This is a genomic window from Polaromonas sp., assembly GCF_030680935.1.
GTDB lineage: Bacteria > Pseudomonadota > Gammaproteobacteria > Burkholderiales > Burkholderiaceae_C > Polaromonas.
The window spans coordinates 1-25,069 of record NZ_JAUXUP010000021.1 but is presented as its reverse complement, the minus strand read 5'-3'; the positions used below and the strand labels follow the sequence as shown (position 1 = coordinate 25,069).

Sequence of the window (25,069 nt, the reverse complement as noted above, 5' to 3'; positions counted from 1 at the left end):
AACAAATGCGGATTCGGATGCGGGGAGACCTGACGCGCGCAGCGCGTCAGGTCGGACCACGGGACCGTCATGTTTGCACGCGCTTGCAGCACACGCGGCCAAATGAAGTCCCCCTCCATCGCCCAGCGGGGCGAGGGAGGGACTAGGGGTGGGAGTGGGAGTCTGTCCTACTGTCCAAAGCGAACCGGGGACGCTGCGTGACGCTCCAAAATCCCGGCAAGCACACTCGGCGCAGTTGACACGGCATGAATGAAAATCGGGCTGCAGCCCTTGGGGGGTATATGCAACTCACTCCTGAAACAGTAGCAAACCGGACCATCCGCCCTTGTCCTACAGGGGCATGCGCGCGCTGCTGATGGGGCGCAAACCGGTGTTTGCCTACGATGGCAACTCTGGCTGGCCGGGTTGCTGCGCCGCCTGTTTTCTGGAGATGCAAGATGTTGAAGTACGCCATTGTTTTTGCCATTGTTTCGCTGATCGCCGGGGCGCTGGGTTTTGGCGGCATTGCCGCAGGCTCTGCCGGCATCGCCAAAGTGCTGTTTGCCCTGTTCCTGGTTCTGTCCGTCATTTTTGTGTTGCTGGCCGCGCTGGGCGTGGGTGCCGCACGCAAGATTCTCAAGTAAATGCAGTTTGAATTTTCCGGCCCGGGCGGCGGTATGGCGGCGGGACCAGGGGGCACGGCCCGCGATGTGGCCCAGAGCCAGGAAGTAACGCGTTTGCAGCAGCAGTGCGCGCCGATTGCGCAGCTGCTGCTGGTGGCCCGCTTGCGTGCCCGAAACCGGCGCGACCTGGCGCGTGACTCGCTGGAGCGTGCAGCGCATGTGATGTTTGTGACTTGCAAAAACTGGTGGTTGTTGGGGCGCGATGCGGCTGCCAAAAAGCCGGCTGCCACGAAAACCGAAGAAAATTCTCTTCACCCGATTGCCACTATCCCCACCGAAAGCCCCGATGCACACCGCCACGATTGACTGCCTGCTGGACTACCAGGTAGCCGCGCCCACCCATTTTTGCTTCAACATCGAAGCTGCGTTTCACGAGTCTCACCGGGTGCTGGAAGAGCGCCTTAGCGTCACGCCCAGCGTGAAGGTGCGGCACTTCTGCGACGAGCGCAGCGGCAACCGGTTCTTCCGGCTCGACGCGCCGCGCGGCTTGCTGTCGGTGAACTACCACGCCCAGGTGGAACTGCACCATGCCCCAGTGCCGCAACATCTGGAGGAGGCGGCGGTGACGGCTGTGCCTGACGATGCGTTGCGTTACCTGATGCCCAGCCGTTACTGCGAGTCCGACATCATGAGCCGGGCTGCGCAGCAGCTGTTTGGCCATCTGTCGCCCGGCCTGTCACGCGTGCAGGCGATCGAAAGCTGGATCCACGACTCCATCCATTACCTGCCGGGTTTCAGCAATTCCACCACCACGGCGCAGGAGGTGTTTGTGCAGCGCGCCGGTGTTTGCCGCGACTTTGCGCATCTTGGCATCACGCTGTGCCGGGCGCTGAACATTCCGGCGCGCCTGGTGGTCGGGTATGTACATTTTGACGAGCCGCCCCAGGACTTTCACGCGGTGTTTGAGGCCTGGCTCGATGGCCGCTGGGTCTTGTTTGACGCCACACGCATGGCGCCGAATGAGAGGCTGGTGCGGGTGGGCACCGGGCGCGATGCCAAGGACGTGGCTTTTGCCACCATCTTTGGCGCGGTGCAAATGGTGCGCAAGGAACTGGTGATTGACCAGGGCGACGTGTCAGCGCATCCCGCCGGTGCAACGCAGCCCCTTGGGTTGGTGTCGGCCTGAACTTTTACGGACCGGACAAGCCACCAACCGGGTCGGCGTCTCAGGACTTGTAGCTCTCGTCCAGCCGGTCCAGCTTGCGAATCAGCGATGGCCAGACAAACGCGCCACCCATGCCGCCGGTCTGCACCCGCATGGCTTCACCCACGCCTTTGACGATCAACGGGTTGACTTCAGTCAGCGTGCCGCCAGCCTGTGCATCGAGCTGGATGCGGCAGGTGTTTTCAAAGGTGTACATCGACAGAAACGCATCGGCAATGGTTTTGCCGACGACGAGCAGGCCGTGGTTGCGCAACACGAGAAAGTTGGCACGGCCCAGGGCGGCCTGCAGGCGCGGCTTTTCGTCGTCGCGGAAGGCCACGCCCTCGTAGGTGTGGTACGCCAGCGAGGCCAGTACAAAGGTGGATTGCTGGCTGATCGGCAAAATGCCGCAGGCCTGCGCGCTGACGGCCACACCGGCGCGTGTGTGGGTATGCAACACGCAGCCGGCGTCGGTACGGGCTTCGTGCACTGCACTGTGGATCACAAAACCGGCCGGGTTCACCGGGAAGGGCGAGTCAATCACCTTGTTGCACTTCTCGTCGACCTTGACCAGGCTGGACGCGGTGATCTCATCGTACATCAGGCCGTAGGGGTTGATCAGGAAATGATGGGCGCCCGCGCCGCTGACCGACTCGGGCAGCTTGGCGCTGATGTGGGTGAACACCAGATCGCTCCAGCCGTACAGGGCCACCAGGCGGTAACAGGCGGCCAGGTCGCAGCGCAGTTGCCATTCTTCGGCGCTGACAAGTTCTTTCAGTGAGGGGATATGCATGGGGTGTCTCCGGGCGGTTGGGGTGTGGGGAAGAAGGCTTTATGCCGCGGCCGGCACGAGCTGTGCGGCTTTGTAAACGGAGTTGAGCGGCTGGGCCATGACGCGGCGCACCAGCGGTTCAAATTCGCTGATCGGCAGGGTTTCGGCATGGGCATCAAAGGCCGGGTCGTCATACAGCGCAATGAATTCTTCGGTACGCGCATAGTGTGCATGGCCCTTGAAGGTATCGCGCAGGTTGCGGTCCAGGCCAATGTGGTGAAAGAAGTTGTAGCCTTGGAAAATACCGTGGTTCTGCACCATCCAGTGGTTGGCTTCGGACACAAAGGGTTTGACAATGGCCGCCGCTATGTCGGGGTGGTTGAAGGTGCCCAAGGTGTCGCCGATGTCATGCAGCAAGGCGCAAACCACGTATTCATCGTCTCGGCCGTCCCGGAGCGCGCGGGTGGCGGTTTGCAGGCAGTGCGTGTAACGGTCCACCGGAAAACCGCCGTAGTCGCCATCGAGCAGCTTGAGGTGGGTCAGAACGCGGTCTGGCAAGGTCTTGGTGAATTGCATGAATTCGCCGCCGATGATTTGCCAGTCGGGCCGGGTGCTGTCCTGCATGCGGGTGAAATTGGCGCGAGCCTCCATGTTTGTCTCCTTGGGTGTTGGTTCCAACGATACGTTTGTCCTTGACGGGCAACTGTCAATAATTTAACAATTGAGGGTATGTCTGTAACTCCTGCGACTGAGCCGGTTTCCCGTGTTGATGCTGCCCTGCTGGCGCGCATGTCTGTCAACCCGTGGTTTGCTGCGCTGTTGCCGGCGGACCGGCAGGGTTTGTTACACCAGGCCGAGCGGATGCGCCTGCAGCCGGGAGAAATGTTGTTTCGCCAGGGCGATGCGCTGGGCGGGTTTTACGGCTTGCTCAGCGGCAGATTGAAAATCTCGTCGCTGCGCGAGGACGGGCGCGAGGCGATTTTTGTGCTGCTCGAAGTCGGCAACTGGTTTGGCGAGATATCCCTGCTGGACCGACAACCGCGCACCCATGACGCGACTGCCCTGGTGGCGTCCGAAGTGCTGGTCGTGCCGCAAGCGGCCTTTGCGGCCCGGATGGAGAGCGCCGCTTTTGCACGGGCCATCGCGCACATGCTGGCCGGGCGGATACGCTCGCTCTACGGCATGGTGGAAGATGCGGCGCTGCGCTCCACCCGGGCGCGCATTGCGCGGCGTTTGTTGCTGCTGGCGCGCGGCGATGTCACCATGGCCGACCATGCGCGGCCGGTGGTGCCGGTCTCGCAGGAGGCCCTGGCCATGATGCTGGGCATGACACGCCAAACCCTGTCCAAAGAGCTGAAGGTGCTGGTGGCCGAGGGTGCGGTGGCGCTACGCTACCGCCGGATCGAGATCACCTCTGCCGCCCGGCTGAAGGCCTTGAGCGACCCGTCACGTTGAGAACTTGCTATAAATAGAGGAGCTGACTACGCAAGTGCCGTAAGGGCTGCAGCCAGATTTGATACTGATTAATGGCGCAACGGCGGCAGCGGCAGTGCAGCGGCGCGGATGGCCGACAACTGCCGGAACCCGCTCGGGCTCAGGCCGGTGTGCGCACGGAACACGCGGCTGAAATGCGACAGGTTGTTGAAACCCCAGGACAGCGCAATCTCGGTGATCGGACAGGCTTGTGGGCCGGTTTGCTGGAGCTCGCGCAGGCAGGCCTGCAGCCGCATTTGCAGGATGTAGCTTGCGAGGGTATCGGCCCCGTCGGCAAAGGCGTTGTGCAGGTGGCGCTTGCTGCAATTGAGCGCCTGGGCAATCTGGTCGATGCTGAGCGCCGGGTCGCGCAGCCGCAGCGCGACGTAGGCCCGGATGCGGTCTTTCAGCGCTTCACGCTGCGTCACGGCAGTTTCCTGCCCGCTGAGTTCGATCAGTGACAGGCGCACCATCTGGGCGATCAGCTCGCCCGCGCCACGGGCCGCCGCCGCGCTCATGTGGGGCAGCTCCTGGTAGGTGCTGCGCATGGTGGCCAGTGCCACGCGTGCGATGCCGCTGGCGCCGCCCACATGGCGGGCCATGAGGCTTTCCAGTGGCAGGCCGCGCTCCAGCAGCTGGGCCTTGGGCAGCATCACGATCAGGTGTTGCACCCGCTCGGGGTTGTCTACCGCGTAGGCGCCGGTGGTGTCGTAAATGGTCCACGCGCCGGGGCCGACCCAGGCGCTGCGGCCCATCTGCTGGACGCCGGCCCGGCCTTGCAGCGGCGCGACGATCTTGAAGTAACCCTCATCGCTGGCGCGCACCATGTCGGCGCTGCGCACCACGCGGTGGCGGTTGGCCTCGAGTTTGGTCAGGATGACATCACCGGCGTGGCCGGACGCCATGTGACCGTCGAAATCGGTGTCGCCGTAGAGGTCGGACTCCAGCCCGCCAAAGTGTTTCCAGACCCACTCGCGCCAAACCGGCGCACGCTCGCGCGGGGCGAAATTGTCGGTGGATACCACTGTGGCCGCAGTCATGTTTGTCTCCGGTTTTGCGGGTGCCTGGCTTGCAGGCCCGTAGTAAAGATTATGGGCTTTGTGCCTTGTCCTGTCGGGCCCTCTGCTCAAGGGTTAACCCCGATCGGTGTGCGCTGTACGTCAACTGCTTTGTGCACCTTGAGCAAAGCGCCCGGCCCGGTCTCTGCCTACCATCTCGTCTGAACCGCCTGAATGGGGCGCACACACAGGAGACATCACCATGGTCCAGTCATCCAAACGTCAATTGCTCCAGGGCGCAGCCGCTGTTGGCGCAGCCGCTTTTGCACCTTCCCTTTTTGCCCAGGCCAAACCGGTGCGCGTGGGTTATGCGATAGCCCGCACCGGCCCGTGGACGGGCGGTGCGCAGGTCAGCCAGGAGCCGAACTACCTGCTGTGGGCCGAGCAGCAAAACGCGGCCGGTGGCCTCAGCGTGGGCGGTACACGCCGGCCGATTGAGCTGATCAGCTCGGACGACCGCAGCGACATCGAAACCTGTGTGCGCTCTTACGAAAAACTGATGGGCAGCGACAAGGTCGATCTGGTGCTGCCGCCCTGGGGCTCGAATGCCAACTTTGCAGTGGCGCCGCTGGCCAATCGCTTCCAGTATCCGTTTCTGGCACCGACGGCCCTGTCGCGGCGCCTGGCAGAGATGAAGCTGCCCTACTTCTTCTTGCTGCTGCAGCAACCCAAGCCGATGTGCGAGGCGCTCGTGGACATGCTCAAGGCCAATGGCGTCAAGAGCATCGCGGTGATTTATGTGGACGACCTGTTTGGCCTGGAAAATTTTGCCGCGCTCAAGGTGGCGCTGCAGGGCACGGGCATCCAGATGGTGGAAGACAAAAGTTACCCCGGTGGCGTGAAGGACCTGTCGCCGGTGCTGCGCTCCATGAAGGACAAAAATCCCGACGCCTTCGTCGGCTTCACCTACCCGCCCGACACCATTCTGGCGAGCAAGCAGTCCAAGGAGGTCGGCTTCAACCCGAAGTTTTTCTATGCGTCGGTGGGCACGGCCTTCCAGCTCTACAAAAACGTCATGACACCCGCCGGCGCAGAGGGTGTGCTGGGCATGGGCTCGTGGAACAGCAAGAGCAGCCCCGCTGCCAAAGCCTACTTTGACGCCCACACCAAAAAGTTTGCCGGCAAGGAGCCGGACCGCTGGGCCAGCGGCGCCTGCTGGGCCGGGCTGGAGATCCTGACGGCGGGCGTGGCCAAGGCCGGCCTGGACCGCAAGGCGCTGCGCGACTACATCGCCGGCACCACCCACAAAACCATCATTGGCGACATCAAGTTCACTGGCAGCGAAAACACCGCCACGCCGGGGACGGTGAGCCAGTGGCAAAACGGCGAGTTCGAGGTGGTGTGGCCGCAAAAACTGGCCACTGCCAAACTCAACCCTTCCAAGCCCGTCTGGAAGTAAGAAAGCTCCCCCCCGAAGCGCCTGCGGCGCCTCCCCCTCAGGGGGCGACACCAGCGGCCCGGCAAAGCCGGTTCCGCGGTGTCCTTGAAACAGACACGCATGACTCTTTTTTCCTGGCTTGAACTGCTGGCCTCCGGGCTGATCACTGGCGGTATTTATGCGCTGGTGGCGCTTGGCTTGAACCTGCAATACGGCCTGATGCGCATCCTGAACATCGCGCACGGCGAATTCCTGATGCTGGGCGCCTATCTGACCTGGATGGCGCAGACCTCACTCGGCGTCTCGCCGCTGCTCATGGTGCCGGTGTCTTTTCTGGTGCTGATGGCGCTGGGTGTGGTGATTCACAAGCTGTGTTTCCGGCGGCTCACCGTCACCTCGCCGAATCTGGACATCTTCGAGGCGCGCGGGCTGATGGTGGCGTTTGGCCTGATGTTTCTGGTGCAGAACTTTGCCTCCTTCATGTGGGGCGGCGACCTGCGCGGTTACGACTACCTGACCGATCCGGTCAAGGTGGGCGATGCGCAGTTTGCCGGCAACAAGCTGCTGGTGTTTGGCCTTGCGCTGTTGTTCAGCGCAGTGTTGATTGCGGTGCTGCGTTTCACCCTGCTGGGCAAGGGGGTGCGTGCGCTGATGCAGTCGCCGGTGGGCGCGCAGCTGGTAGGCATAGACACGCAGCGCCTGCACCCGCTGATGTTTGGCATTGGCCTGGGCCTGTCGGGCATGGCCGGGTGCCTATTGTCCATGGCCTACACCATCACACCGGCCATGGGAGAGCCCTACACCGTGACCGCACTGATTGTCATCACGCTGGGCGGTTTTGGCAGCATGAGCGGCGCACTGGCCGGTGGGCTGCTGCTGGGTGTGATCGAGGCGATGGGCATGCACTTCACCAACCCGTCGCTCAAGGCCTTGTTGTCTTACAGCGTGTTTATTGCGGTGCTGCTGCTGCGGCCGCGGGGATTGTTTGCAAAATGAATGACCGGCAAACACTGATACGCGACTTGCTGCTGCTGCTGGCCTTTGCTGGATGGGGGCTGGCCTTGCCGCATTACGGCAGCGAGTTTGTGGTGTCGATGGCGCTGACCTGCCTGATGTACGTGGCGCTGTCTTCGAGCTGGGGTCTTTTTTGCGGCAGCACGCGTTATCTGTCGCTGGCAACGTCGGCCTTCTTTGGCATAGGCGCTTACACCAGTGCGATTGCGCTGGAGCATTTTTCCTGGCTCGAGTCGATCGCCATGGGCGCCGCTCTGGCTGCAGTGGTGGCGGTGGTCATGGGTGCGGCCGTGCTGCATTTGCGCGGCACCTATTTCGCCGTGCTGACCTTTGGCATGACCGAGCTGATACGCCACGCGGTGACCTATTTTGAAAAGTCGGTGACCGGCACGGTGGGCCGGGTGCTGACGGTGATCCCCGACCGCGACACGATTTATCTCACGGTGCTGGGGCTGGCGGTGCTCGCCGTCGCGGTGTCCATCATTGTGCGGCGCAGCCGCTTCGGACTCGCGCTGATGGGCATAGGTGCCGATGAACAGCGCGCGCAGACCCTGGGCGTGAACACCCGCCTGATCAAGATTGCCGGTTTTGCGATGACAGCGGCGTTTGCCGGCGCCGTGGGCGCGGCCATGGCGGTGCGCTGGACCTATATCGACCCGCACACGGTGTTCAACCCCTTCATCGGTTTCCAGACCGTGCTGATTGCGCTGATAGGTGGTGCGGTGACCTTATGGGGGCCGCTGATTGCCGCGATTGTGTTCAGCGTGCTGGCCGAAACCCTGCGCCTGCAGGCGCCGCAGGTCTACATGATGTCGCTGGGCCTGCTGCTGATTCTGAGCGTGCTGTACCTGCCCGGTGGCCTGGCCTCGCTGCGCTGGGCGACCTTTGGCGGCTGGTGGCGCGACAGCCGGGGCTGGTGGCGCGGCCTGACAGACAGGAAAGACAAGGAGCGCGACCGTGGCTGAGCTCTTGCTGCAGGCGCGTGACATCAGCGTGCGTTTTGGCGGGCTGACCGCGGTCGATGCCGTCAGCGCAGACTTTCACGCCGGTGAACTGGTCGGCATCATAGGGCCCAACGGCGCCGGCAAGACCACGTTTTTTAATGCGATTTCGGGCGTGATTGCGCCGACCTCCGGGCAACTGCTGGTGGCCGGGCGCAACCTGGCCGGGCGCGGCCCGCACCTTTATGCGGCCGCCGGTATTGCGCGCACCTTCCAGACCCCGCGTGTGTTCCCCGACATGGCGGTGGCGGCCAACATCGCTTTCGGCCTGAAGTTTGCCGGCAGATCGCGCAAGGGCTCCTGGCATCTGCGCGACGAGGACAGCATTCTCGAGCTGATCGGTTTGTCGGCACAGGCCGCGCTTCCCGCAGCAGCCATCACGCCCTCGCAGCAACGCCTGCTCGAAATCGGCATGGCACTGGCCACGCGGCCGCGTTTGCTGCTGCTCGACGAGGTGGCGGCCGGCCTGACCGAAACCGAGATTGAAAACATGGCGCAGCTGATACGCCGCATGCGCGACGAGCTCGATCTGGCCGTGGTGTGGATTGAACATGCGGTCACCACGCTGCTGCGCCATGTCGAACGTGTGATCGTGCTGCACCAGGGCCGCAAGATTGCCGACGGCACGCCTGCAGAGGTGGTGCGCAATGCCGAAGTGATTGAAGCCTATTTGGGTGATGAGATGGTTCAGGAAGCTACAACATGATGTGGCATGCGTCCCCCTTCGTGTTGGGATCATCGGGTCGTGCACACCTGAAAGTCCAGGGACTGAGCGCCGGTTACGGCGCCTTCCTGGTGCTGCGTGATGTCACGCTCGAAATCAAACCCGGCCTGACCGTGATCCTCGGCCCCAACGGTGCCGGCAAAACCACTTTGCTCAAGGCGCTGTCGGGCCTGATTCCGCGCGGTGGTGAAGCCTTGCTCAACGGCGACACCCTGCCCAAAAAAACCAGTGACATCGTCAAGCGCGGCATGGCGCTGGTGCCCGAAGGCCGGCAGCTGTTCCCGCAGATGACGGTGACGGAGAACCTCGAGCTCGGCGGCTGGCTGGTCGGCAAGGCCGAACGTGCACGGCGTCTCGAGCAGGCCTTCAGCGATTTTCCCAAGCTGCGCGAACGCGCGCAGCAACTGGCCGGCACCATGAGCGGCGGCGAGCAGCAGATGGTGGCTGTGGCCCGCGCCATGATGAGTGCACCGCGCCTGCTGATGCTGGACGAACCCTCGCTCGGCCTGGCGCCGCGCATGGTTGATGAGCTGCTGGCGATCACGCGGCGTATTGCCGACGCCGGCACCACGGTGCTGATGGTCGAGCAGAACGTCAAGAAGGCACTGGCCGTGGCCGACCGCGGCTACGTGCTGGAGCGCGGCACGCTGGTGGCCAGCGGCCCGGCCGCGCTGCTGGCGCGCTCAACCGTGATCCGTGAGGCCTACCTCGGTGCGGCGCCCGTTCAAACCGTTTCTTCCCAAACCGTTCGGGCTGAGCCTGTCGAAGCCCTTCGACAAGCTCAGGGCGAACGGATTCTCTAATTCTCAAGGAGTACGCCATGTCCGACATGTCCATGTTGATCAACGGCCTGAAGGTCACTGCTGAAAAAGGCGCCACGTTTGAACGCCGCAACCCGCTGGACGGCAGTGTTGCCACACGAGCCCCCGCGGCATCACCGGCCGATGCGGTGATGGCGGTCGAAGCCGCCGCCGAGGCCTTCAAGACCTGGAGCGAAACCGGCCCCAGCGCGCGCCGCGCGCTGCTGCTCAAGGCTGCTGATGCGCTGGAAGCCAAGACACCGCAGTTCATTGATGCCGTGGCCGCCGAGACCGGTGCGTCTGGCATGTGGGCCGGCTTCAACGTGATGCTGGCCGCCGGCATGATCCGCGAGGCGGCGGCGCTGACCACACAAATCAGTGGCGAGGTGATCCCATCCGACGTACCTGGCAGTCTGGCCATGGGCCTGCGGCAGCCGGCGGGCGTGGTGCTCGGCATTGCGCCGTGGAACGCGCCGGTCATCCTCGGCGTGCGGGCGATTGCGGTGCCGCTGGCCTGCGGCAACACCGTCATCTTCAAGGGATCGGAGAACTGCCCGCGTACCCACCAGCTGATTGCCGAGGCGTTTGTCGACGCGGGTTTTCCGCCTGGTGTTGTCAACTACATCACCAACGCACCGGCGGATGCGGGCATCGTGGTCGAGGCCATGGTGGCGCACCCGGCGGTGCGGCGTGTCAACTTCACAGGGTCCACCAAAGTCGGAAAGATCATTGCCATGACCTGCGCGAAGTACCTGAAGCCCGTGGTGCTGGAGCTGGGCGGCAAGGCGCCGCTGGTGATTCTGGACGACGCCAACATCGACGACGCGGTGAATGCCGCGGCCTTTGGCAGCTTTGCCAACAGCGGCCAGATCTGCATGTCCACAGAACGCATCATCGTGGACCAGAAAATCGCGGACGCGTTTGTGAAGAAGTTCGCCGCCAAGGCCAGCGCCTTGCCTGTCGGTGACCCGCGCAAGCCTGCGCCCGTGGTGCTGGGCTCGGTCATCGGCATGGGCACGGTCGAACACTGCAACGCGCTGATCGATGACGCGCTGGCCAAAGGCGCCAAACTGGCCTGCGGCGGCAAAGCCGAAAACACGTTGATGCCCGCAACGGTGCTGGACCATGTGACACCCGCGATGCGGATTTACCACGAGGAAACCTTTGGACCGGTCAAGTGTGTGGTGCGTGTCAGCGGTGTGGAGGAAGCGGTGGCCTGCGCCAATGACAACGAGTACGGCCTGTCCGCCGCAGTGTTCGGCGCCGACATCGCGCGCGCCTTCAATGTGGCCAGGCGCATCGACTCCGGCATTTGCCACGTCAACGGACCGACCGTCCATGACGAGGCACAAATGCCGTTTGGCGGGGTCAAGGGCAGTGGCATCGGGCGCTTTGGGGGCAAAGCGGGTGTGGCGGAGTTCACCGAGTTGCGCTGGGTGACGATACAGACTGCGCCCAGGCATTACCCGTTCTGACGGCCATCCCGGACTTGATCCGGGATCCATATGCGATGACTCGCGCTGCCGGGGCGAGACCCGGCTTGTTGGCAGGCCACATCAATTGACCCGAAGTGAATATTCAACCCGCATGGATCCCGGATCAAGTCCGGGATGACAGGCGGGGGGCAGTAGCCAACTCCAGCCGCACCAACCAGGCCATCGCTGCGGGTGCACTGTCACCACACATCTCCACCGATGGCATCAGCTGCCCACAAACAGCTGGCCGTTCCGGCTGGCCAAAGATGCGGCAGGCATTGGCTTCATCGAGCTGCACACAGCGCACCCCGGCCGGTTTGCCCTGGGGCATGCCGGGGATGGGCGAGCTGATGGAGGGGGCGATGCAGCAGGCGCCGCAGCCAGGCCGGCAGTTCATTGACCGTCAGCCGCTATAAAAACAATAGCTGTCTGCGCACACCCGAAAAGGGTTGGCGGCAGATTCGATGCGCAAGAAGCGGGCGCGGCCATCAAACAGCCATCAATCGGGCTTGATCTTCGCGCGCGCCGCAACCAGTTTCCAACGCTCCTGCTCGGTCTTGATGAAGGCCGCGTATTGCGCGGGTGTGTCGCCCACCGGCTGCGCCGTGTCGCCGCGCAGGCGCTCGGTGGCCAGCGGGTTGCGCATGGCTTTGGCGCAGGCCTCGGCGATTTTGTCGATGGCCACTTGTGGCATGCTGGCCGGCGCATTCAGGCCGTACCACTGCGTCATCTCAAAGCCGGGGTAACCGCTTTCAGCCACCGTCGGCACGTCGGGTAGTTGCGGCAGGCGCTCTTTGGTGCCGGTGGCAATACAGCGCAGCTTGCCCGACTTGATGTGACCGAGGATGGCCGGCGCACCGACGCTGGCGGCGTCCAGCCGCCCTGCCAGCAGGTCGGTCAATTGCGGGCCGGTGCCGCGGTAGGGCACATGCAGCACAAAAATATTCGACGCCATCTTCAGGTACTCAAAAGCCAGGTGACCTGCGCTGCCGTTGCCGGCGGAGCCGTAGTTGAGCTGGCCCGGCTTGGCTTTGGCCAGTGCGATGAACTCCTTGAGGTTTTTGGCCGGCACGTCGGCATTGACCACATACAGGCTGGGCACCTTGGCGAGCAACGAGATCGGGCGGAAGTCGCGGTTCGTGTCGAAAGGCAGCTTGTCAAAGATGAACGGGTTGACCGCCAGCGTGCCGATGTGGCCGAGGATCATGGTGTGCCCGTCGGTGCTGGCGGCGCATTCCTGCATGGCAATGTTGCCGCTGGCCCCTGGCTTGTTTTCCACAAACACGTTCTGACCCAAGGTCTTGCTTATTTCAGTGGCGGCGGAACGCGCCACGATCTCCGAGCTGCCGCCTGGTGCGAAGGGCACCAGCAGGCGGATCGGCTTGCTGGGCCAGGCGGCCTGCGCCTGAGCGCTGGTCCACAGACCCGGAAAGGCGGTGGACGCGACCAGCGCGGTGCCGGTGCGCAAGCCGGATTGCAGGGCGCTGCGGCGGGACAGGGGTGTGTTCATGGAGGACCTTGGGCTGGACGTGAAGGCTTCAAGGATAGGGCCTGGCCGGGCCGGCCGCCTCGGGATTTGCCAGCAGTGTCAGACTGTTATGGCGCCAGGCGCCCGGCCGCAAACAGCACCTGGTCAATCACGGCCTGCACGCTCTTGCGGTGCGCTTCGCTGAGCAGTTGGCCCTGCGCATCAAACGCCTCCCCTGCGCGGCCCAACGCAAACGCCTTGGGCGCTACCCAGCACTGCGCATTGAGCAGCAGCGGTGCCAGATGGCTTTGTGAGCGCAGGCCGCCCAGTGCGCCGGGTGAGGCGCTGAGCATGCCAACGACCTTGCCGGTGAAGGATTTGAAACCTTCCTGCCAGGCGGGGTCGCTTTTGACCGGGCTCGACACCCAGTCGATGGTGTTTTTCAGCAGGGCGGTGTAGCTGCCGTTGTATTCGGGCGAGCAGATGATCCAGGCCGGGTGCTCGAACATCAGTTGCTTGAGCTTCATCACGTCGGCGGGTGTGCCCTGGGCTTCGAGGTCGGCGTTGTACATCGGGATGTCGAAGTCACTGAGCTCTATATGCGTCACCTGGGCACCACTGGCGCTGGCCATCTGGGCGGCCACATGGGCGAGTTTGCGGTTGAAGGAGGCCTGGCGGGTGCTGCCGGCGAAGACTAGGAGTTTGGAGGGCGCGCTCATGCGCTGATTTCAACACAGGCAACAGGGAGAAAACCTGCGTCTTCCCGGCTTGAGGCGCACAAAGCGATTAAAATGTACGAAACTCTTTAATTTGTACAAAATGCAAACCATTCCTTTGAGTCAATTTCGCGCTCAGGCTGCGGCCATGATTGATCTGGTCGAGCAGGGCGAAACCGTGCGGATTTTGCGGCATGGCAAACCTGTGGCCGAGCTGGTGCCCTTGAAGGCGGAGGCGCCTGCCAAAGTGCCAAGCTGGAAGCAACCTTTTGAACCAGTGCGTTACCTCAAACCGCCGGCCAAATCGGGTGCACAGATGATCATTGAAGAACGCGAAGGCGGCTGGTGATGAATGTCTTGTTTGATGCTTCGGCGCTGTTCAAGCGTTACAGCGGCGAAACGGGGGTTGACCGTGTGTTGCAGCTGCAGGCATTGGCCAGCGGTGTGACGGCGGCTGTTCATTGCAAGACAGAGGTCGCCTCTGCCCTGACGCGTCAATGGCGCGACGGTTCATTTACTGAAAGTGAATACAACCGTGTGTTGGCAGCCATTCACGCTGACTTTGACGAGTTGACGGTCATGCCGCTGACGGGGCAGGCCGAACGCTACGCGATTGCGGCGATGCGCCTGGCCGCGCTGCGCGGCATGGATGCGCTGCACATTGGCACTGCACAGGCTGCCCGTGTTGATTTGTTTGTGACAGCCGACAAGCGACAGGCAGCAGCTGCCGAGGCCGTAGGTTTGAAAACCGAATTGATAGAAATCTGACCATGTTTTACCCCCAAGAATTTGACGTCATCGTGGTCGGTGGCGGCCATGCCGGCACCGAGGCCGCGTTGGCCTCCGCCCGCATGGGCTGCAAGACCCTGCTGCTCACGCACAACATCGAGACCCTGGGCCAGATGAGCTGCAACCCTTCCATAGGCGGCATCGGCAAGGGCCACCTGGTCAAGGAAGTTGACGCCATGGGCGGGGCGATGGCGCTGGCCACGGACGAAGGCGGCATCCAGTTCCGCATCCTCAACAGCTCCAAGGGCCCGGCTGTTCGTGCGACCCGGGCGCAGGCCGACCGCGTGTTGTACAAGGCGGCCATTCGCCGGATGATTGAAAACCAGCCCAATCTCTGGCTGTTCCAGCAGGCGGTCGATGACCTGATGGTTGAGGGCGACCGGGTGGTCGGCGCGGTCACGCAGGTAGGTATCAAGTTTCGCTCGCGCGCGGTGGTGCTGACGGCCGGCACGTTTCTGGACGGCAAGATCCATGTGGGACTGCAGAACTATGCGGCGGGCAGGGCGGGCGACCCGCCGGCGGTGTCGCTCTCGGCGCGCCTGAAAGAACTCAAGCTGCCGCAGGGCCGGCTGAAAACCGGCACGCCGCCGCGCATTGACGGGCGCAGCATCGACTTCAGCAAATGCACGGTGCAACCTGGCGACGGCATGCCGGGCGGCACGCCGGGTGCGGTGCCGGTGTTCAGCTTCATGGGCGGGCAGATCGCGCACCCCAAGCAAATGCCTTGCTGGATCACCCACACCAACGAGCGAACGCACGAGATCATCCGCTCCGGTTTTGACCGCAGCCCCATGTTCACCGGGAAGATCGACGGCGTTGGCCCGCGGTATTGCCCGAGTGTGGAGGACAAGATCAACCGCTTTGCGGGCAAGGAAAGCCACCAGATTTTTCTGGAGCCCGAGGGCCTGTCCACGCACGAGATTTACCCCAACGGCATCTCGACCAGCCTGCCGTTTGACATCCAGTATGAGCTGGTGCGCTCGATGGCGGGCATGGAAAACGCCCACATTCTGCGGCCCGGCTATGCGATTGAATACGATTACTTTGACCCGCGCGCGCTGAAAACCAGCTTCGAGACCCGGGCGATCGGCGGCCTGTTTTTCGCCGGGCAGATCAATGGCACGACCGGCTATGAAGAGGCAGCGGCCCAGGGCATGTTCGCCGGCATCAACGCCGCGCTGCAATGCCAGGGCAAGGACAGCTGGCTGCCACGGCGCGATGAGGCTTATCTGGGCGTGCTTGTCGATGACCTGATCACCAAGGGCGTGACCGAGCCCTACCGCATGTTCACCAGCCGGGCCGAGTTCCGCCTGATGCTGCGCGAAGACAACGCCGACATGCGCCTGACCGAAAAGGGCAGGGAGCTGGGCCTGGTGGATGACGCCCGCTGGGACGCCTTCAACCGCAAGCGCGACGCTGTTTCACGTGAAACAGAGCGGCTTCGCTCGATCTGGGTGAACCCGCGCAATCTGCCGGTGGCCGAAGCGGAACGGGTGCTGGGCAAGGCCATCGAGCATGAATACAACCTGCTGGATTTGCTGCGACGGCCCGATGTGGATTACGCGGCGCTGATGTCGTTGGAAGCTGGTAAATACGTGAATCCCGATCTCGCCCCAGTGGATGCGGCAGGTGTTCCACGTGAAACATCCGCGGTGGCCGACATGGCGCGCAGCGTGATTGAGCAAATCGAAATTGCCGTCAAATACGCCGGCTACATCGACTTGCAGAAGATCGAGGTCGAGCGTGCCTCGCACTACGAAAATCTCAAACTCCCGGCGGACCTGGATTACCTGCAGGTCTCGGCGCTGAGTTTCGAGGCGCGCCAGACTCTGGCCAAACACCGGCCGGAAACCCTGGGGCTGGCCTCGCGGATTTCGGGCATCACCCCAGCCACCATTTCCCTGCTGCTGGTGCACCTGAAAAAAAACCTCTGGAAAAACACGGTTCCGCTCAAGGCCACCGAACCGGCTGACGCCTGATGCGCCCCGGTGAACCGGAATTGCGCGCCGGCCTGGACGCGCTGCAACTGAGCCTGAACGATATTCAGCGGGGCCAGTTGCTGGACTACCTCGAGCTGATCGCCAAGTGGACCCAGGTCTACAACCTGACGGCGGTGCGCGACCCGTCCGAGATGCTGACGCACCATGTGCTCGACAGCCTGGCGGCGATACCTCCGCTGCGCCGCCATCTGGCAGAGGCGGGGCTCAGCCAGGCCCGCCTGCTCGACGTCGGTTCCGGGGCAGGGTTGCCGGGCGTGGTGATGGCGATTTGTTGCCCCGAGTTGGCGGTGAGTTGTGTGGACACGGTCGCCAAAAAAGCAGCGTTCATCCGGCAGGCAGCGCTGTCCTTGAAGTTGCCCAACCTGGCTGGCTTGCACGCGCGCGTCGAAAATCTCAACCAGCCTTTTGATGTCATTTGTTCCCGTGCCTTTGCTTCATTGCCCGACTTCACGCTCTGGTCGGCTGGCTCGCTGGCGCCCGGTGGCGTCTGGCTGGCCATGAAAGGCAAATACCCCGCCGATGAAATCTCGGCGCTGCCAGCCCCGGTCGAAGTGTTTCACGTGGAACAGTTGCTGGTTCCGGGGCTGAATGCCGAACGCTGTATTGTCTGGATGCGACAAAAAGCGCTTGCGTGAAGCAGGAAGCGGTCACGGCCGACCGGAAGTGGACGTTCAGCCCGGCACCCTGACGTAAACTCACGCCTCACTCCGGGGATTTTTATGCTGGGTTCATTTGCCGGCGTCGCTGACTACGGCGCCTTTGTCATCGCCATCATTGTATTTTTGCTGATTCCCGGTCCCGGCAACCTGGCGCTGATCACTTCCACCAGCAAGGGCGGCATCCCGGGTGGTCTGGGCGCCACCTTTGGCGTGATCGCTGGTGACCAGGTGCTGCTCTGGGCTGCGGTGGCCGGCGTTTCGGCGGTGATGGCCGCCTACCCAACTGCATTTCATGTTGTGCAGTGGGCCGGTGCGGTTTACCTGGCCTGGCTGGGCATCAAGATGCTGATGGCCAAACCCGGCGATGCACCCATTCTTCAGATCAAACCCCGGCACTACTTCCGCCAGGCCTTGCTGATCACCTTGCTCAACCCCAAGGCCATTGTTTTCTACATGGCCTTTTTCCCCCTGTTTGTGGACCCGGCCCTGCACCAGGGCATGACCACCTTTGCGGTCATGGCCGGGACGATTGCCGGGCTGACCTTTCTGTATGGCCTGACCTCGGTCATGCTCACGCATTTTCTGGCCGAACGCATTCGCGCCAATCCAAAAATCACCAGCGTCCTGAACAAGGTGGCGGGTGTCTTCCTGATCGGCTTCGGACTCAAGCTGGCCATCTCCAAATAAATCCAGACTCACCAAAAAGAACCAGATGGCCAAGATATTCTGCATTGCCAACCAAAAGGGCGGGGTCGGCAAAACCACGACGACAGTGAACCTTGCCGCTGGTTTGGCGAAAGTCGGCCAGCGCGTGCTGATGGTGGACCTGGACCCGCAAGGCAATGCCACCATGGGTTCCGGCGTGGACAAGCGCAAGCTGGAACTGACGGTCTACGACGTGTTGCTCGAATCAGCGTCGATTGCCGAAGCGCGCGTGCACAGCGAGAAATGCGGCTACGACGTGCTGGGCGCCAACCGGGAACTGGCCGGTGCCGAGGTTGAGCTGGTCGAGGTCGAGCGCCGCGAAAAACGCCTGAAACTCGCGCTTGAAGCGGTGGTGGCGGAGTATGACTTTGTATTGATCGACTGCCCGCCTTCGCTGAGCATGCTGACGCTCAACGGTCTGTGCTGTGCACACGGTGTGATCGTCCCCATGCAGTGCGAGTACTTTGCGCTCGAAGGTCTGACGGATCTGGTCAACACCATCAAGCAGGTGCATGCCAACCTCAACAAAGACCTGGCCATCATTGGCCTGCTGCGTGTCATGTTCGATCCGCGTATCACGCTGCAGCAGCAGGTCAGCGATCAGCTCAAGGAGCACTTCGGCGACAAGGTCTTCAACACCGTGATCCCGCGCAATGTGCGGCTGGCCGAGGCGCCGAGTTACGGCCTGCCCGGCGTGGTGTTTGATCCCTCGTCCAAGGGCGCGCAGGCTTTTGTCGCCTTCGCCGAAGAGATGGTGCAGCGCATCAAGGCCATGTAATCGTGATTTACCGGCAAAATTGGCCTCCAGCCCTTATGCAGCAAGCGCATGCAGCTCCTGAAATAATAGCAAATAGCGGCTGCGGACAATGAAACTAGCGAATGTTTTGGTCCTGCCGGGCTGGCAAAACAGCGGCCCCGGCCACTGGCAAAGTCTGTGGGAGGTGGCGCATGGTTACCAGCGCGTCGAGCAGCACGACTGGATGCAACCCTTGCGCGGCGACTGGATCGCGCGGCTGGAGGATGTGATCCTGGGCAGCGACGAGCCTGTCGTGCTGGTCGCGCACAGCCTGGGCTGCATGCTGACGGCCGCCTGGGCGGCGCACTCGCGCAACACGCATCGTGTCAAGGGCGCGCTGCTGGTGGCGCCGCCCGATGTGGACCGTGAGGAAGTGCGGCAGATGCTGACGAGCTGGGCGCCGGTACCCATGAACAAATTGCCATTTACTTCGGTGGTGTTGGCCAGCAGCCGCGACCCCTATTGCCGGCTTGAGCGCGCGCGTGAATTTGCCGCTGGCTGGGGCGCGGAGTTTGTCGACGTTGGTCCGCTGGGTCACCTCAACGCCGACAGCGGCCTGGGCGACTGGCCCGAGGCGCATCAAAAATTGCAGGCGCTGATGAACCGCATTGCGCCGGCCTGAATCTCCCTATTGAACGCACAGAAAGACAGAACAAACATGGTCACCAAAAAACCCAAAGGCCTGGGTCGCGGACTCGAAGCCCTGCTGGGCCCCAAGGTCAGCGAATCCGGCGACGACAACAACAGCAGCCTGAGCAGCCCGGGGCTGCCGGCCTCGCTGCGTCTGGGCGACATGGTGGCCGGCCAGTACCAGCCGCGCACCCGCATGGACGAGGGCGCTCTGTACGAGTTGGCTGAAAGCATCAAGGCCCAGGGCATCATGCAGCCGATTCTTGTTCGTCGCCTGACCAGCGGCGCCAACGACGGCAAATACGAAATCATTGCCGGCGAGCGGCGCTTCCGGGCCGCAAAAATTGCCGGCCTGGACAGCGTGCCGGTGCTGGTGCGTGACGTGCCTGATGAGGCCGCAGCGGCCATGTCGCTGATTGAAAACATCCAGCGGGAAGACCTTAACCCACTGGAAGAAGCCCACGGCCTGCAGCGCCTGGTAAAAGAGTTTGGGCTTACTCACGAGCTGGCTGCGCAGGCTGTGGGGCGCTCCCGCAGCGCTGCGTCCAACCTGCTGCGCCTGCTGAACCTGGCCGAGCCGGTGCAAACCATGCTAATGGCCGGCGACATCGACATGGGCCATGCCCGCGCGCTGCTGGGGCTGGACCGGGCGACACAAATCACCGCCGGCAACCAGATCGCCGCGAAGAAAATGTCGGTGCGCGAGGCCGAAAGTCTGGTCAAAAAACTCAGCGCCGAGTTCTCGCTGAAACCGCAAAAAGCCACCAAGGAAAAGTCGCGTGACACCCGCCGGGTGGAAGAGGAGCTGGCCGATCTGCTGATGGCCGAGGTGGAAGTGCGCATCAAGAAGCAGGTCAAACGCCATGGCCGACGGGAAGACACCGGCGAAGTGGCGATCCAGTTTGCCTCGATGGACGAGCTCAATGGTTTGATCGAGCGCCTGCGCGGCGGCAAGTAAGCCAGAGAAAAAGCGCAAAGTTAGAGAGGGGGCTCTTCTGCTTTCGGCGGCGCCGGTGCGCCGCCGTCCTACGGCCAATTGCGGTGGGCGCGGAGCGGGCGCGGTCCGACTTGTACGGATCATGGCGGCATTGAAGATTATTCAGGCCCGACCATGAGCACCACCGCCACCTCCTCCATTTCCCGACCCTCTCTGACTTTGCTGGGCACCGAGCCCTGGCGTGCTGCGTACGAATTTGTACAGCACAAAATCAGCCGCAAGGCGCCCGTACCGGCAGGTGACGGGCACCCTGTGATCATCTTCCCCGGCCTGGCCACCGATGGTGCGGCTGTGGCGCCGCTGCGCGATTATTGCGAGGCGCTGGGCTATAGCGCGATGGACTGGGGCCGTGGATTCAACACCGGGCCGCAGGGTGACATTGACACCTGGCTGGCGGAACTGGCAGACCATGTGTCTGGCCTGCTGGCCGGGCGTTCGCAGCGCGCCACGCTGATCGGCTGGAGCCTGGGTGGTATTTACGCGCGTGAGCTGGGCAAGCTGATGGCGCCTCGCTTGCGCCAGGTCATCACCATTGGCACCCCGTTCAATGGATCGCCGGACCACACCCATGCGGGCTGGCTGTTCCGGCTGCTCAACGGCTCTGCCCCTGTGAGCGACCCGGCCCTGAGCCTGCGCCTGCGCACCCCGCCGCCTCTGCCGACCACCTCGATCTACAGCCGGTCCGACGGCGTGGTCGCCTGGCAAAGCTGCCGTCATGACCAGACCGGCGCGCAGGTCTGCGATGTCGAGGTCAAGGGCAGCCACATCGGCATGGGCTGGAACCCGGCGGTGCTACAGGTGGTGGCCGAGCGCCTGGCCCGGCCAGGCCCCGCTGCCCGCTGATCACTGGAAGCGGTCGCCCCGCCAAGCGACTTACGCCGGGCTTCACACCTCTCCCTCGTTTATGGGATGTCTGGCCGTTGATGCCGTGGCACACTAAATTTTGTAAGCACCTTCAAACTCTGTAGTAATTTGTTCTACGGTTTGCGGATGCGACCGTACCCGACCTTCCCTGCCGCACCGCAGTCAAGAAAGAGCCTGAACATGTACAGAAACCCCACCAAGGCAGCCTCCCTGCTGCTGCTGGTTTGCAGCCTGGCTGCCTGCCAGACCAATCCCCCGCTGCAAAACGCCACCGGCGTCTCGTCGATGGATGTGGATCCCGCCCGCAAGGGCCCGGTGTCGGGCGTAGGCGTGGAAAGTCAGGACATCCTGGCCATGACCGACCAGATGATGCGCGACATGCTGGCCGAGCAGATTTTTGCCGAAACCGGCAAACGCCCGCGCGTCATCATCGACAGCCAGTATTTTGTCAACGAAAGCTCGCAGGCCATCAACAAAAACCTGATCACGCAGCGGCTGATGACCAACCTGAACCGCGCTGCGCGCTCGCGCATGCAGTTCATCAACCGCCAGAACACAGCCATGATCGAGCAGGAGCGCGCGCTCAAGCGCAGCGGAACCACCGATGTCGGCACCACCGGCCTGACCAAGGCGCAGCTGGGCGCAGACTACCGGCTCTCCGGAAAAATCGGCTCGCTTGACAGCCGCAACACCAAGACCGGAATGATCCAGCGCTACACCCAGATCGCCTTCGAGATGACCGACCTCGAGACCGGTGAAATCGTCTGGTCGGGCATTTATGAATTTGCCCGCGCCGCTGCGGACGATGTCATTTACCGCTGAGCCAGAACAAACAAGAGGACTGCCCATGATCCGGATATTTGCCACTGCTGCCGCCGTTGCCGTTCTGGCCGGCTGTGCCACCACGCAGTCCACGCCGCCGACCTTTGCCGGTTGCAGAACCTGGGAGCAACAGGCCGGCTCGCCGCAGCTTTCATCGGTGGCGGTGTTGTCGCCCGAGCTGGCCAAAGTCATTGGTGTGCAGGAGGTTTCCACCTCGCGTACCGGCAGCGGCATGGCCGCAGTACAGACCACCGTGTACAACTGCTCCGACGTCGATGTGGTGCTGACCATGCGCACCCGTTTTACCGGCGACCGTGGCCAGAGCGAGCCGCCCAGTGTCTGGAAAACCGTGTTTCTGGCGCCGCGCGGCCAGGCCACCTATGGCGAGTCGGCCATCTCCCAGGCGACCAACAAGGTGGCCGTGGATATCTATGACGGCAACCGGGGCCAATCACAGTTTGCGCCCGGCCAGACCTACCAGGTGCCGCCCCGATAAAAACAGACCGCCCGGCGGCCACCTGAAAAAGCGAGGCTTTCCATGAAGCGTCCCCTCCTGTCCCTTGGTTTGGCCGTGTTGGCGGCTGGCGCACTGGCGCAAGCACCGGTGATTCCCGAAAGTGCCTACCGCAAAGGCATGCCTGATGTGATCACGCCGCCGCCAGTGGTGGTGACTACCGGCCCGACGTTCAACCGTTCCGGTTTCAGCAGCGCCTATGCGCGCGCTGGCCGCCCGACGATTGCGGTGCTCTGGAACCGCGAGTTCACCGACATGCTGCAGCAGGGCAGTGCCTCGCAGGTCAGCATAGACACCATGCGTGCCGGCGTGTCGAACGCAGAGGCCGTGCGCCTGCCCGGCTACGCCGCTGCGCAGGTCAGCGGTGCGGTGGTGGGCAACACCACCATCACGGCGCAAGATGTCAAGACTCAGCAGGGCCAGCGCAGCGGCCCCGTCGAGCGGGTGGACCTGCAGATGCGCGCCGCCTTCATGCAGACCATCACCTCATCGGGCGTCCGGCTGGTCGACCGCAACGTGGTGATGCGCACCACGGCGGCCAAACAAAAGGGTGGGGGCCTGGACTCGCAGCAGGTGGAGACCGATGCGCTGACCCAGCACGCCAAGTTGCTGATGGAAGTGCTCAACACCCGCGATGCGGCCTCGCCGACAGGCTGGGCCACCTATGTATCCATCAAACGCCTGGCCGATGGGGTGGTGCTGGCCGAGGGTTATATGGATGGCCGGCTGCCGGAAGATACCCCCAAAGCCGCGCCACGTTTTGAGGCCGACCCACGCGGCGGCTTTCGTGAAATTATCAAGCCGGTGACGGTGGGCGATACCGGCAAGCTGGTGGCCGAGCAGACGCTGGCGCGGCTTGGCGAGGCGCTCGGCCGATAAGCGCCCCACTTCTTTCACGTTCCTTTCTGTTCTACCGTTTCCACCGGCCAGCAGTTCCAACCGGAGTTTCACGATGATGAAGCCTTTGTTCGTCGGGTCCCGTCCTGCCTCCCGCAGCACCCTGCTGGCTGCTGCCACGCTGCTGGCCGCGCTGGCAAGCCCGGCGCAGGCGCAGTTTGGCGGCATGTTCCAGAGTTTGATGCAGGCGCCCATGCAGCAGGCCCAACAGCAGGCGGCAGCCAATGCAGCGGCTCAATCCGGCGCCAAGCCGGTCAAGCGCTGGGCGGCGCCAGTGCCGGTGCCGCCAGAAATGCAGGCCGCTGCTGTGGTGTTTGCCGAAAAAATGCCGAATGCGGAATTGCGGCCTTTGTTTCAGCGCCTGTACATCGAAGGCGAACGCAATGCCACGCTGAACTTCCAGCGTATCGGCATGGCCGCGCTGTCGCTGGGCGATATCGATCTGGCAGAAAAAGCCTTTGATGCGGCGGTGACGCGCATAGACCTGATTTACGCCGACAACCCCGAGGCGCAGAAAGCCAAGTCGCTCTGGACCGCCGAGAAGATCAAGGACTTCAAGGGCGAGCCGTATGAGCGCGCGATGGCGCACTTTTACCGGGGGCTGATGTATGCGGCCAAGGGCGACTTTCAAAATGCGCGCGCCCTGTTCAAACAGGCCGACTACCAGGACACCGTGGCCGAGGTCGAGCAATACGCCGGTGACTTTGGTCTGATGCCTTACATGGCCGGCTGGGCCAGCTATTGCGACGGCAACACCGGCATGGCCAAAGACTTTTTGCAGCAGGCGATCAAGGGCGACAGCAATTTCAGCACGCTGCGGGTAGATCAGCCGGTGCTGGTGCTGTTTGAAAGCGGGCGTTCACCTTTCAAATACGGCAGCGGCAAAGCCGGTGAAATCCTCAAATGGCAAGCGCATGACTTGCCGGCGCAAACCGCAAAAGCTGCCTGTACCACCAGCAGCGGCACGGGCTGCGCGGTGAACAGTTTTGTGATGGGTGCCGACCTGGGTTTTCAGGCCACTACACGCGGCGGCCGCCCGATTGATGGTGTGCTCAATGGCAAGGCCTCTTTCAAGGACGGTGCACAGGGTGTGGCTACGGTGGCCAGCGCGGTCGGTGAGTTTGGCATGCTGGCAGCAGCCTCCACCGGCAACCGTGATGCGGCCGGCATTGGCATGCTGGGCATGTTTGCCGGCCTGATTGCGCAGGGTGTGGCCAATGCCACGCAGGCGCAGGCCGATGTCCGCGAGTGGGAGCAACTGCCAGCCACGGTGTGGGTCGGCACCGGCGCGCAAAAATCAGCGGCCAGCAGCCTGAACGTGGCGCTGGACACGGGTGGCAGTGCTTCGCAGATGACGGCAGCGCGACTGGTCAACACGCCCTCATGCCAGCTTTACTGGGGCCGCTCACTGGCGCCGCTGAGCCTGCAGGCAGAGGCCGGGCCGCTGGAGCCCGGTGCCCATCCGCGCGACCCGGTGTTTCGCCGCGAGATAGAAGCATCGCTGCTGAACTGACCGGCGGACAAACAAAAAAGACCCGCGTTGCGGGTCTTTTTTTATGCGGAGCAGGCGCCTAGTTGTGAAGTGTCAAGAGGTTGTTTGTAGCTGAGAGCCTGGACATGGGTGGTTTGAGCCCGATCCCATGGTGCTGGCGGTGCCAGTTGTAGAAGTGATTCCACCGGGGCAATGCAGCCAGGCGCTGATCAGAATGCT

29 protein-coding genes are annotated in these 25,069 nt (G+C 63.0%); 23 read left to right on the top strand and 6 right to left on the bottom strand.

The features are described from left to right. Nucleotides 1–437 precede the first annotated feature (437 nt). The 3 genes from Q8L50_RS05875 to Q8L50_RS05865 are packed head-to-tail and all read left to right on the top strand — an operon-like array spanning nt 438 to nt 1,788. Nucleotides 438–623, top strand: coding sequence for a DUF1328 domain-containing protein (locus Q8L50_RS05875; protein ID WP_305347730.1), 186 nt, complete (start codon nt 438–440; stop codon nt 621–623). Then, on the top strand, nt 624–968 hold the full coding sequence (locus tag Q8L50_RS05870; protein ID WP_305347729.1) for a hypothetical protein: 345 nt from the start codon (nt 624–626) through the stop codon (nt 966–968). It begins immediately after the preceding gene. Then, nucleotides 949–1,788 carry a transglutaminase family protein gene (locus Q8L50_RS05865; RefSeq protein WP_305347728.1) on the top strand — a complete coding sequence of 280 codons (840 nt, stop codon included), beginning with the start codon at nt 949–951 and terminating at the stop codon, nt 1,786–1,788. Before Q8L50_RS05870 ends, Q8L50_RS05865 begins: the two co-directional genes overlap by 20 nt. Nucleotides 1,789–1,828: 40 nt before the next feature. On the opposite strand, the gene Q8L50_RS05860 is transcribed toward Q8L50_RS05865, so the two are convergent. Continuing rightward, nucleotides 1,829–2,599 (bottom strand): class II aldolase/adducin family protein, encoded by a 771-nt coding sequence (locus Q8L50_RS05860; RefSeq protein ID WP_305347727.1) that lies wholly within the window; start codon nt 2,597–2,599, stop codon nt 1,829–1,831. A gap of 39 nt (nt 2,600–2,638) precedes the next feature. Further along, entirely contained in the window at nt 2,639–3,229 is a 591-nt protein-coding gene (locus Q8L50_RS05855) for an HD domain-containing protein (RefSeq protein ID WP_305347726.1), read from the bottom strand. Nucleotides 3,230–3,307: 78 nt separating this feature from the next. Between Q8L50_RS05855 and Q8L50_RS05850 the strand changes: the two genes are divergently transcribed. Continuing rightward, nucleotides 3,308–4,033, top strand: coding sequence for a Crp/Fnr family transcriptional regulator (locus tag Q8L50_RS05850; protein WP_305347725.1), 726 nt, complete (start codon nt 3,308–3,310; stop codon nt 4,031–4,033). 68 nt (nt 4,034–4,101) lie between these two features. On the opposite strand, the gene Q8L50_RS05845 is transcribed toward Q8L50_RS05850, so the two are convergent. Then, the gene (locus tag Q8L50_RS05845) at nt 4,102–5,091 is read right to left on the bottom strand and encodes a helix-turn-helix domain-containing protein (RefSeq protein WP_305347724.1); all 990 of its coding nucleotides are present in this window, start codon (nt 5,089–5,091) and stop codon (nt 4,102–4,104) included. Nucleotides 5,092–5,311: 220 nt separating this feature from the next. On the opposite strand from Q8L50_RS05845, the gene Q8L50_RS05840 reads away from it, so the two are divergent. The 6 genes from Q8L50_RS05840 (at nt 5,312) to Q8L50_RS05815 (ending at nt 11,501) form a co-directional block, all read left to right on the top strand. Next, complete coding sequence (locus tag Q8L50_RS05840) at nt 5,312–6,508, top strand: amino acid ABC transporter substrate-binding protein (protein ID WP_305347723.1); 1,197 nt, start codon at nt 5,312–5,314, stop codon at nt 6,506–6,508. A gap of 99 nt (nt 6,509–6,607) precedes the next feature. Then, nucleotides 6,608–7,483, top strand: a complete 876-nt coding sequence (locus tag Q8L50_RS05835; protein ID WP_305347722.1) for a branched-chain amino acid ABC transporter permease — start codon at nt 6,608–6,610, stop codon at nt 7,481–7,483. Next, nucleotides 7,480–8,466 carry a branched-chain amino acid ABC transporter permease gene (locus Q8L50_RS05830; RefSeq protein ID WP_305347721.1) on the top strand — a complete coding sequence of 329 codons (987 nt, stop codon included), beginning with the start codon at nt 7,480–7,482 and terminating at the stop codon, nt 8,464–8,466. Before Q8L50_RS05835 ends, Q8L50_RS05830 begins: the two co-directional genes overlap by 4 nt. Then, nucleotides 8,459–9,208 (top strand): ABC transporter ATP-binding protein, encoded by a 750-nt coding sequence (locus tag Q8L50_RS05825; RefSeq protein WP_305347720.1) that lies wholly within the window; start codon nt 8,459–8,461, stop codon nt 9,206–9,208. Before Q8L50_RS05830 ends, Q8L50_RS05825 begins: the two co-directional genes overlap by 8 nt. Further along, nucleotides 9,205–10,029, top strand: a complete 825-nt coding sequence (locus tag Q8L50_RS05820) for an ABC transporter ATP-binding protein (RefSeq protein WP_305347719.1) — start codon at nt 9,205–9,207, stop codon at nt 10,027–10,029. The genes Q8L50_RS05825 and Q8L50_RS05820 overlap by 4 nt, the downstream gene beginning before the upstream one ends. Nucleotides 10,030–10,046: 17 nt before the next feature. Continuing rightward, complete coding sequence (locus Q8L50_RS05815; protein ID WP_305347718.1) at nt 10,047–11,501, top strand: aldehyde dehydrogenase; 1,455 nt, start codon at nt 10,047–10,049, stop codon at nt 11,499–11,501. Between the two features lie 124 nt (nt 11,502–11,625). Here Q8L50_RS05815 and Q8L50_RS05810 read toward each other — a convergent pair whose 3' ends face one another. The 3 genes from Q8L50_RS05810 to Q8L50_RS05800 form a co-directional block, all read right to left on the bottom strand. Further along, complete coding sequence (locus Q8L50_RS05810; protein ID WP_305347717.1) at nt 11,626–11,898, bottom strand: YkgJ family cysteine cluster protein; 273 nt, start codon at nt 11,896–11,898, stop codon at nt 11,626–11,628. A 102-nt stretch (nt 11,899–12,000) separates the two neighbouring features. After that, nucleotides 12,001–13,011 carry a tripartite tricarboxylate transporter substrate binding protein gene (locus Q8L50_RS05805; protein WP_305347716.1) on the bottom strand — a complete coding sequence of 337 codons (1,011 nt, stop codon included), beginning with the start codon at nt 13,009–13,011 and terminating at the stop codon, nt 12,001–12,003. An 86-nt stretch (nt 13,012–13,097) separates the two neighbouring features. Further along, nucleotides 13,098–13,688: an NADPH-dependent FMN reductase gene (locus Q8L50_RS05800; RefSeq protein WP_305347715.1), complete on the bottom strand. Its 591-nt coding sequence runs from the start codon at nt 13,686–13,688 to the stop codon at nt 13,098–13,100. 100 nt (nt 13,689–13,788) lie between these two features. Here Q8L50_RS05800 and Q8L50_RS05795 point away from each other — a divergent pair, with 100 nt between their 5' ends. The 13 genes from Q8L50_RS05795 (at nt 13,789) to Q8L50_RS05735 (ending at nt 24,871) form a co-directional block, all read left to right on the top strand. Then, complete coding sequence (locus tag Q8L50_RS05795) at nt 13,789–14,034, top strand: type II toxin-antitoxin system Phd/YefM family antitoxin (protein WP_305347714.1); 246 nt, start codon at nt 13,789–13,791, stop codon at nt 14,032–14,034. Further along, a complete protein-coding gene (locus Q8L50_RS05790; protein ID WP_305347713.1) occupies nt 14,034–14,453 on the top strand; it encodes a type II toxin-antitoxin system VapC family toxin in 420 nt (139 codons plus the stop codon). The genes Q8L50_RS05795 and Q8L50_RS05790 overlap by 1 nt, the downstream gene beginning before the upstream one ends. 2 nt (nt 14,454–14,455) lie before the next feature. Next, entirely contained in the window at nt 14,456–16,453 is a 1,998-nt protein-coding gene (mnmG, locus tag Q8L50_RS05785) for a tRNA uridine-5-carboxymethylaminomethyl(34) synthesis enzyme MnmG (RefSeq protein ID WP_305347712.1), read from the top strand. Continuing rightward, nucleotides 16,453–17,109 carry a 16S rRNA (guanine(527)-N(7))-methyltransferase RsmG gene (gene rsmG, locus Q8L50_RS05780; protein WP_305347711.1) on the top strand — a complete coding sequence of 219 codons (657 nt, stop codon included), beginning with the start codon at nt 16,453–16,455 and terminating at the stop codon, nt 17,107–17,109. The genes mnmG and rsmG overlap by 1 nt, the downstream gene beginning before the upstream one ends. A gap of 84 nt (nt 17,110–17,193) precedes the next feature. Continuing rightward, nucleotides 17,194–17,820: a LysE family transporter gene (locus Q8L50_RS05775; RefSeq protein ID WP_305347710.1), complete on the top strand. Its 627-nt coding sequence runs from the start codon at nt 17,194–17,196 to the stop codon at nt 17,818–17,820. Between the two features lie 25 nt (nt 17,821–17,845). After that, nucleotides 17,846–18,616, top strand: a complete 771-nt coding sequence (locus tag Q8L50_RS05770; protein ID WP_305347709.1) for a ParA family protein — start codon at nt 17,846–17,848, stop codon at nt 18,614–18,616. Between the two features lie 88 nt (nt 18,617–18,704). Further along, entirely contained in the window at nt 18,705–19,256 is a 552-nt protein-coding gene (locus Q8L50_RS05765) for an alpha/beta hydrolase (RefSeq protein ID WP_305347708.1), read from the top strand. A 36-nt stretch (nt 19,257–19,292) separates the two neighbouring features. After that, on the top strand, nt 19,293–20,222 hold the full coding sequence (locus Q8L50_RS05760; protein ID WP_305347707.1) for a ParB/RepB/Spo0J family partition protein: 930 nt from the start codon (nt 19,293–19,295) through the stop codon (nt 20,220–20,222). A gap of 153 nt (nt 20,223–20,375) precedes the next feature. Beyond that, complete coding sequence (locus Q8L50_RS05755; RefSeq protein WP_305347706.1) at nt 20,376–21,104, top strand: alpha/beta hydrolase; 729 nt, start codon at nt 20,376–20,378, stop codon at nt 21,102–21,104. Between the two features lie 201 nt (nt 21,105–21,305). After that, nucleotides 21,306–21,947 carry a penicillin-binding protein activator LpoB gene (locus Q8L50_RS05750; RefSeq protein ID WP_305347705.1) on the top strand — a complete coding sequence of 214 codons (642 nt, stop codon included), beginning with the start codon at nt 21,306–21,308 and terminating at the stop codon, nt 21,945–21,947. A 25-nt stretch (nt 21,948–21,972) separates the two neighbouring features. Then, on the top strand, nt 21,973–22,443 hold the full coding sequence (locus Q8L50_RS05745; RefSeq protein ID WP_305347704.1) for a hypothetical protein: 471 nt from the start codon (nt 21,973–21,975) through the stop codon (nt 22,441–22,443). Between the two features lie 42 nt (nt 22,444–22,485). Further along, a complete protein-coding gene (locus Q8L50_RS05740) occupies nt 22,486–23,340 on the top strand; it encodes a hypothetical protein (protein WP_305347703.1) in 855 nt (284 codons plus the stop codon). Nucleotides 23,341–23,413: 73 nt separating this feature from the next. After that, nucleotides 23,414–24,871 carry a hypothetical protein gene (locus Q8L50_RS05735; protein ID WP_305347702.1) on the top strand — a complete coding sequence of 486 codons (1,458 nt, stop codon included), beginning with the start codon at nt 23,414–23,416 and terminating at the stop codon, nt 24,869–24,871. The last annotated feature ends 198 nt before the right edge of the window (nt 24,872–25,069 follow it).

What these genes read in the sequence shown, in the direction of transcription:
- Q8L50_RS05855 (WP_305347726.1), bottom strand. Translation starts at nt 3,229, where the DNA reads ATGGAGGCTCGCGCCAATTTCACCCGCATGCAGGACAGCACCCGGCCC.
- Q8L50_RS05860 (WP_305347727.1), bottom strand. Translation starts at nt 2,599, where the DNA reads ATGCATATCCCCTCACTGAAAGAACTTGTCAGCGCCGAAGAATGGCAA.
- Q8L50_RS05865 (WP_305347728.1), top strand. Translation starts at nt 949, where the DNA reads ATGCACACCGCCACGATTGACTGCCTGCTGGACTACCAGGTAGCCGCG.
- Q8L50_RS05735 (WP_305347702.1), top strand. Translation starts at nt 23,414, where the DNA reads ATGATGAAGCCTTTGTTCGTCGGGTCCCGTCCTGCCTCCCGCAGCACC.
- Q8L50_RS05840 (WP_305347723.1), top strand. Translation starts at nt 5,312, where the DNA reads ATGGTCCAGTCATCCAAACGTCAATTGCTCCAGGGCGCAGCCGCTGTT.
- Q8L50_RS05755 (WP_305347706.1), top strand. Translation starts at nt 20,376, where the DNA reads ATGAGCACCACCGCCACCTCCTCCATTTCCCGACCCTCTCTGACTTTG.
- Q8L50_RS05775 (WP_305347710.1), top strand. Translation starts at nt 17,194, where the DNA reads ATGCTGGGTTCATTTGCCGGCGTCGCTGACTACGGCGCCTTTGTCATC.
- Q8L50_RS05795 (WP_305347714.1), top strand. Translation starts at nt 13,789, where the DNA reads ATGCAAACCATTCCTTTGAGTCAATTTCGCGCTCAGGCTGCGGCCATG.
- Q8L50_RS05835 (WP_305347722.1), top strand. Translation starts at nt 6,608, where the DNA reads ATGACTCTTTTTTCCTGGCTTGAACTGCTGGCCTCCGGGCTGATCACT.
- Q8L50_RS05765 (WP_305347708.1), top strand. Translation starts at nt 18,705, where the DNA reads ATGAAACTAGCGAATGTTTTGGTCCTGCCGGGCTGGCAAAACAGCGGC.
- Q8L50_RS05770 (WP_305347709.1), top strand. Translation starts at nt 17,846, where the DNA reads ATGGCCAAGATATTCTGCATTGCCAACCAAAAGGGCGGGGTCGGCAAA.
- Q8L50_RS05850 (WP_305347725.1), top strand. Translation starts at nt 3,308, where the DNA reads ATGTCTGTAACTCCTGCGACTGAGCCGGTTTCCCGTGTTGATGCTGCC.
- Q8L50_RS05760 (WP_305347707.1), top strand. Translation starts at nt 19,293, where the DNA reads ATGGTCACCAAAAAACCCAAAGGCCTGGGTCGCGGACTCGAAGCCCTG.
- Q8L50_RS05790 (WP_305347713.1), top strand. Translation starts at nt 14,034, where the DNA reads ATGAATGTCTTGTTTGATGCTTCGGCGCTGTTCAAGCGTTACAGCGGC.
- Q8L50_RS05800 (WP_305347715.1), bottom strand. Translation starts at nt 13,688, where the DNA reads ATGAGCGCGCCCTCCAAACTCCTAGTCTTCGCCGGCAGCACCCGCCAG.
- Q8L50_RS05815 (WP_305347718.1), top strand. Translation starts at nt 10,047, where the DNA reads ATGTCCGACATGTCCATGTTGATCAACGGCCTGAAGGTCACTGCTGAA.
- Q8L50_RS05870 (WP_305347729.1), top strand. Translation starts at nt 624, where the DNA reads ATGCAGTTTGAATTTTCCGGCCCGGGCGGCGGTATGGCGGCGGGACCA.
- Q8L50_RS05740 (WP_305347703.1), top strand. Translation starts at nt 22,486, where the DNA reads ATGAAGCGTCCCCTCCTGTCCCTTGGTTTGGCCGTGTTGGCGGCTGGC.
- Q8L50_RS05810 (WP_305347717.1), bottom strand. Translation starts at nt 11,898, where the DNA reads ATGAACTGCCGGCCTGGCTGCGGCGCCTGCTGCATCGCCCCCTCCATC.
- Q8L50_RS05830 (WP_305347721.1), top strand. Translation starts at nt 7,480, where the DNA reads ATGAATGACCGGCAAACACTGATACGCGACTTGCTGCTGCTGCTGGCC.
- rsmG (WP_305347711.1), top strand. Translation starts at nt 16,453, where the DNA reads ATGCGCCCCGGTGAACCGGAATTGCGCGCCGGCCTGGACGCGCTGCAA.
- Q8L50_RS05750 (WP_305347705.1), top strand. Translation starts at nt 21,306, where the DNA reads ATGTACAGAAACCCCACCAAGGCAGCCTCCCTGCTGCTGCTGGTTTGC.
- Q8L50_RS05875 (WP_305347730.1), top strand. Translation starts at nt 438, where the DNA reads ATGTTGAAGTACGCCATTGTTTTTGCCATTGTTTCGCTGATCGCCGGG.
- Q8L50_RS05745 (WP_305347704.1), top strand. Translation starts at nt 21,973, where the DNA reads ATGATCCGGATATTTGCCACTGCTGCCGCCGTTGCCGTTCTGGCCGGC.
- Q8L50_RS05805 (WP_305347716.1), bottom strand. Translation starts at nt 13,011, where the DNA reads ATGAACACACCCCTGTCCCGCCGCAGCGCCCTGCAATCCGGCTTGCGC.
- mnmG (WP_305347712.1), top strand. Translation starts at nt 14,456, where the DNA reads ATGTTTTACCCCCAAGAATTTGACGTCATCGTGGTCGGTGGCGGCCAT.
- Q8L50_RS05820 (WP_305347719.1), top strand. Translation starts at nt 9,205, where the DNA reads ATGATGTGGCATGCGTCCCCCTTCGTGTTGGGATCATCGGGTCGTGCA.
- Q8L50_RS05845 (WP_305347724.1), bottom strand. Translation starts at nt 5,091, where the DNA reads ATGACTGCGGCCACAGTGGTATCCACCGACAATTTCGCCCCGCGCGAG.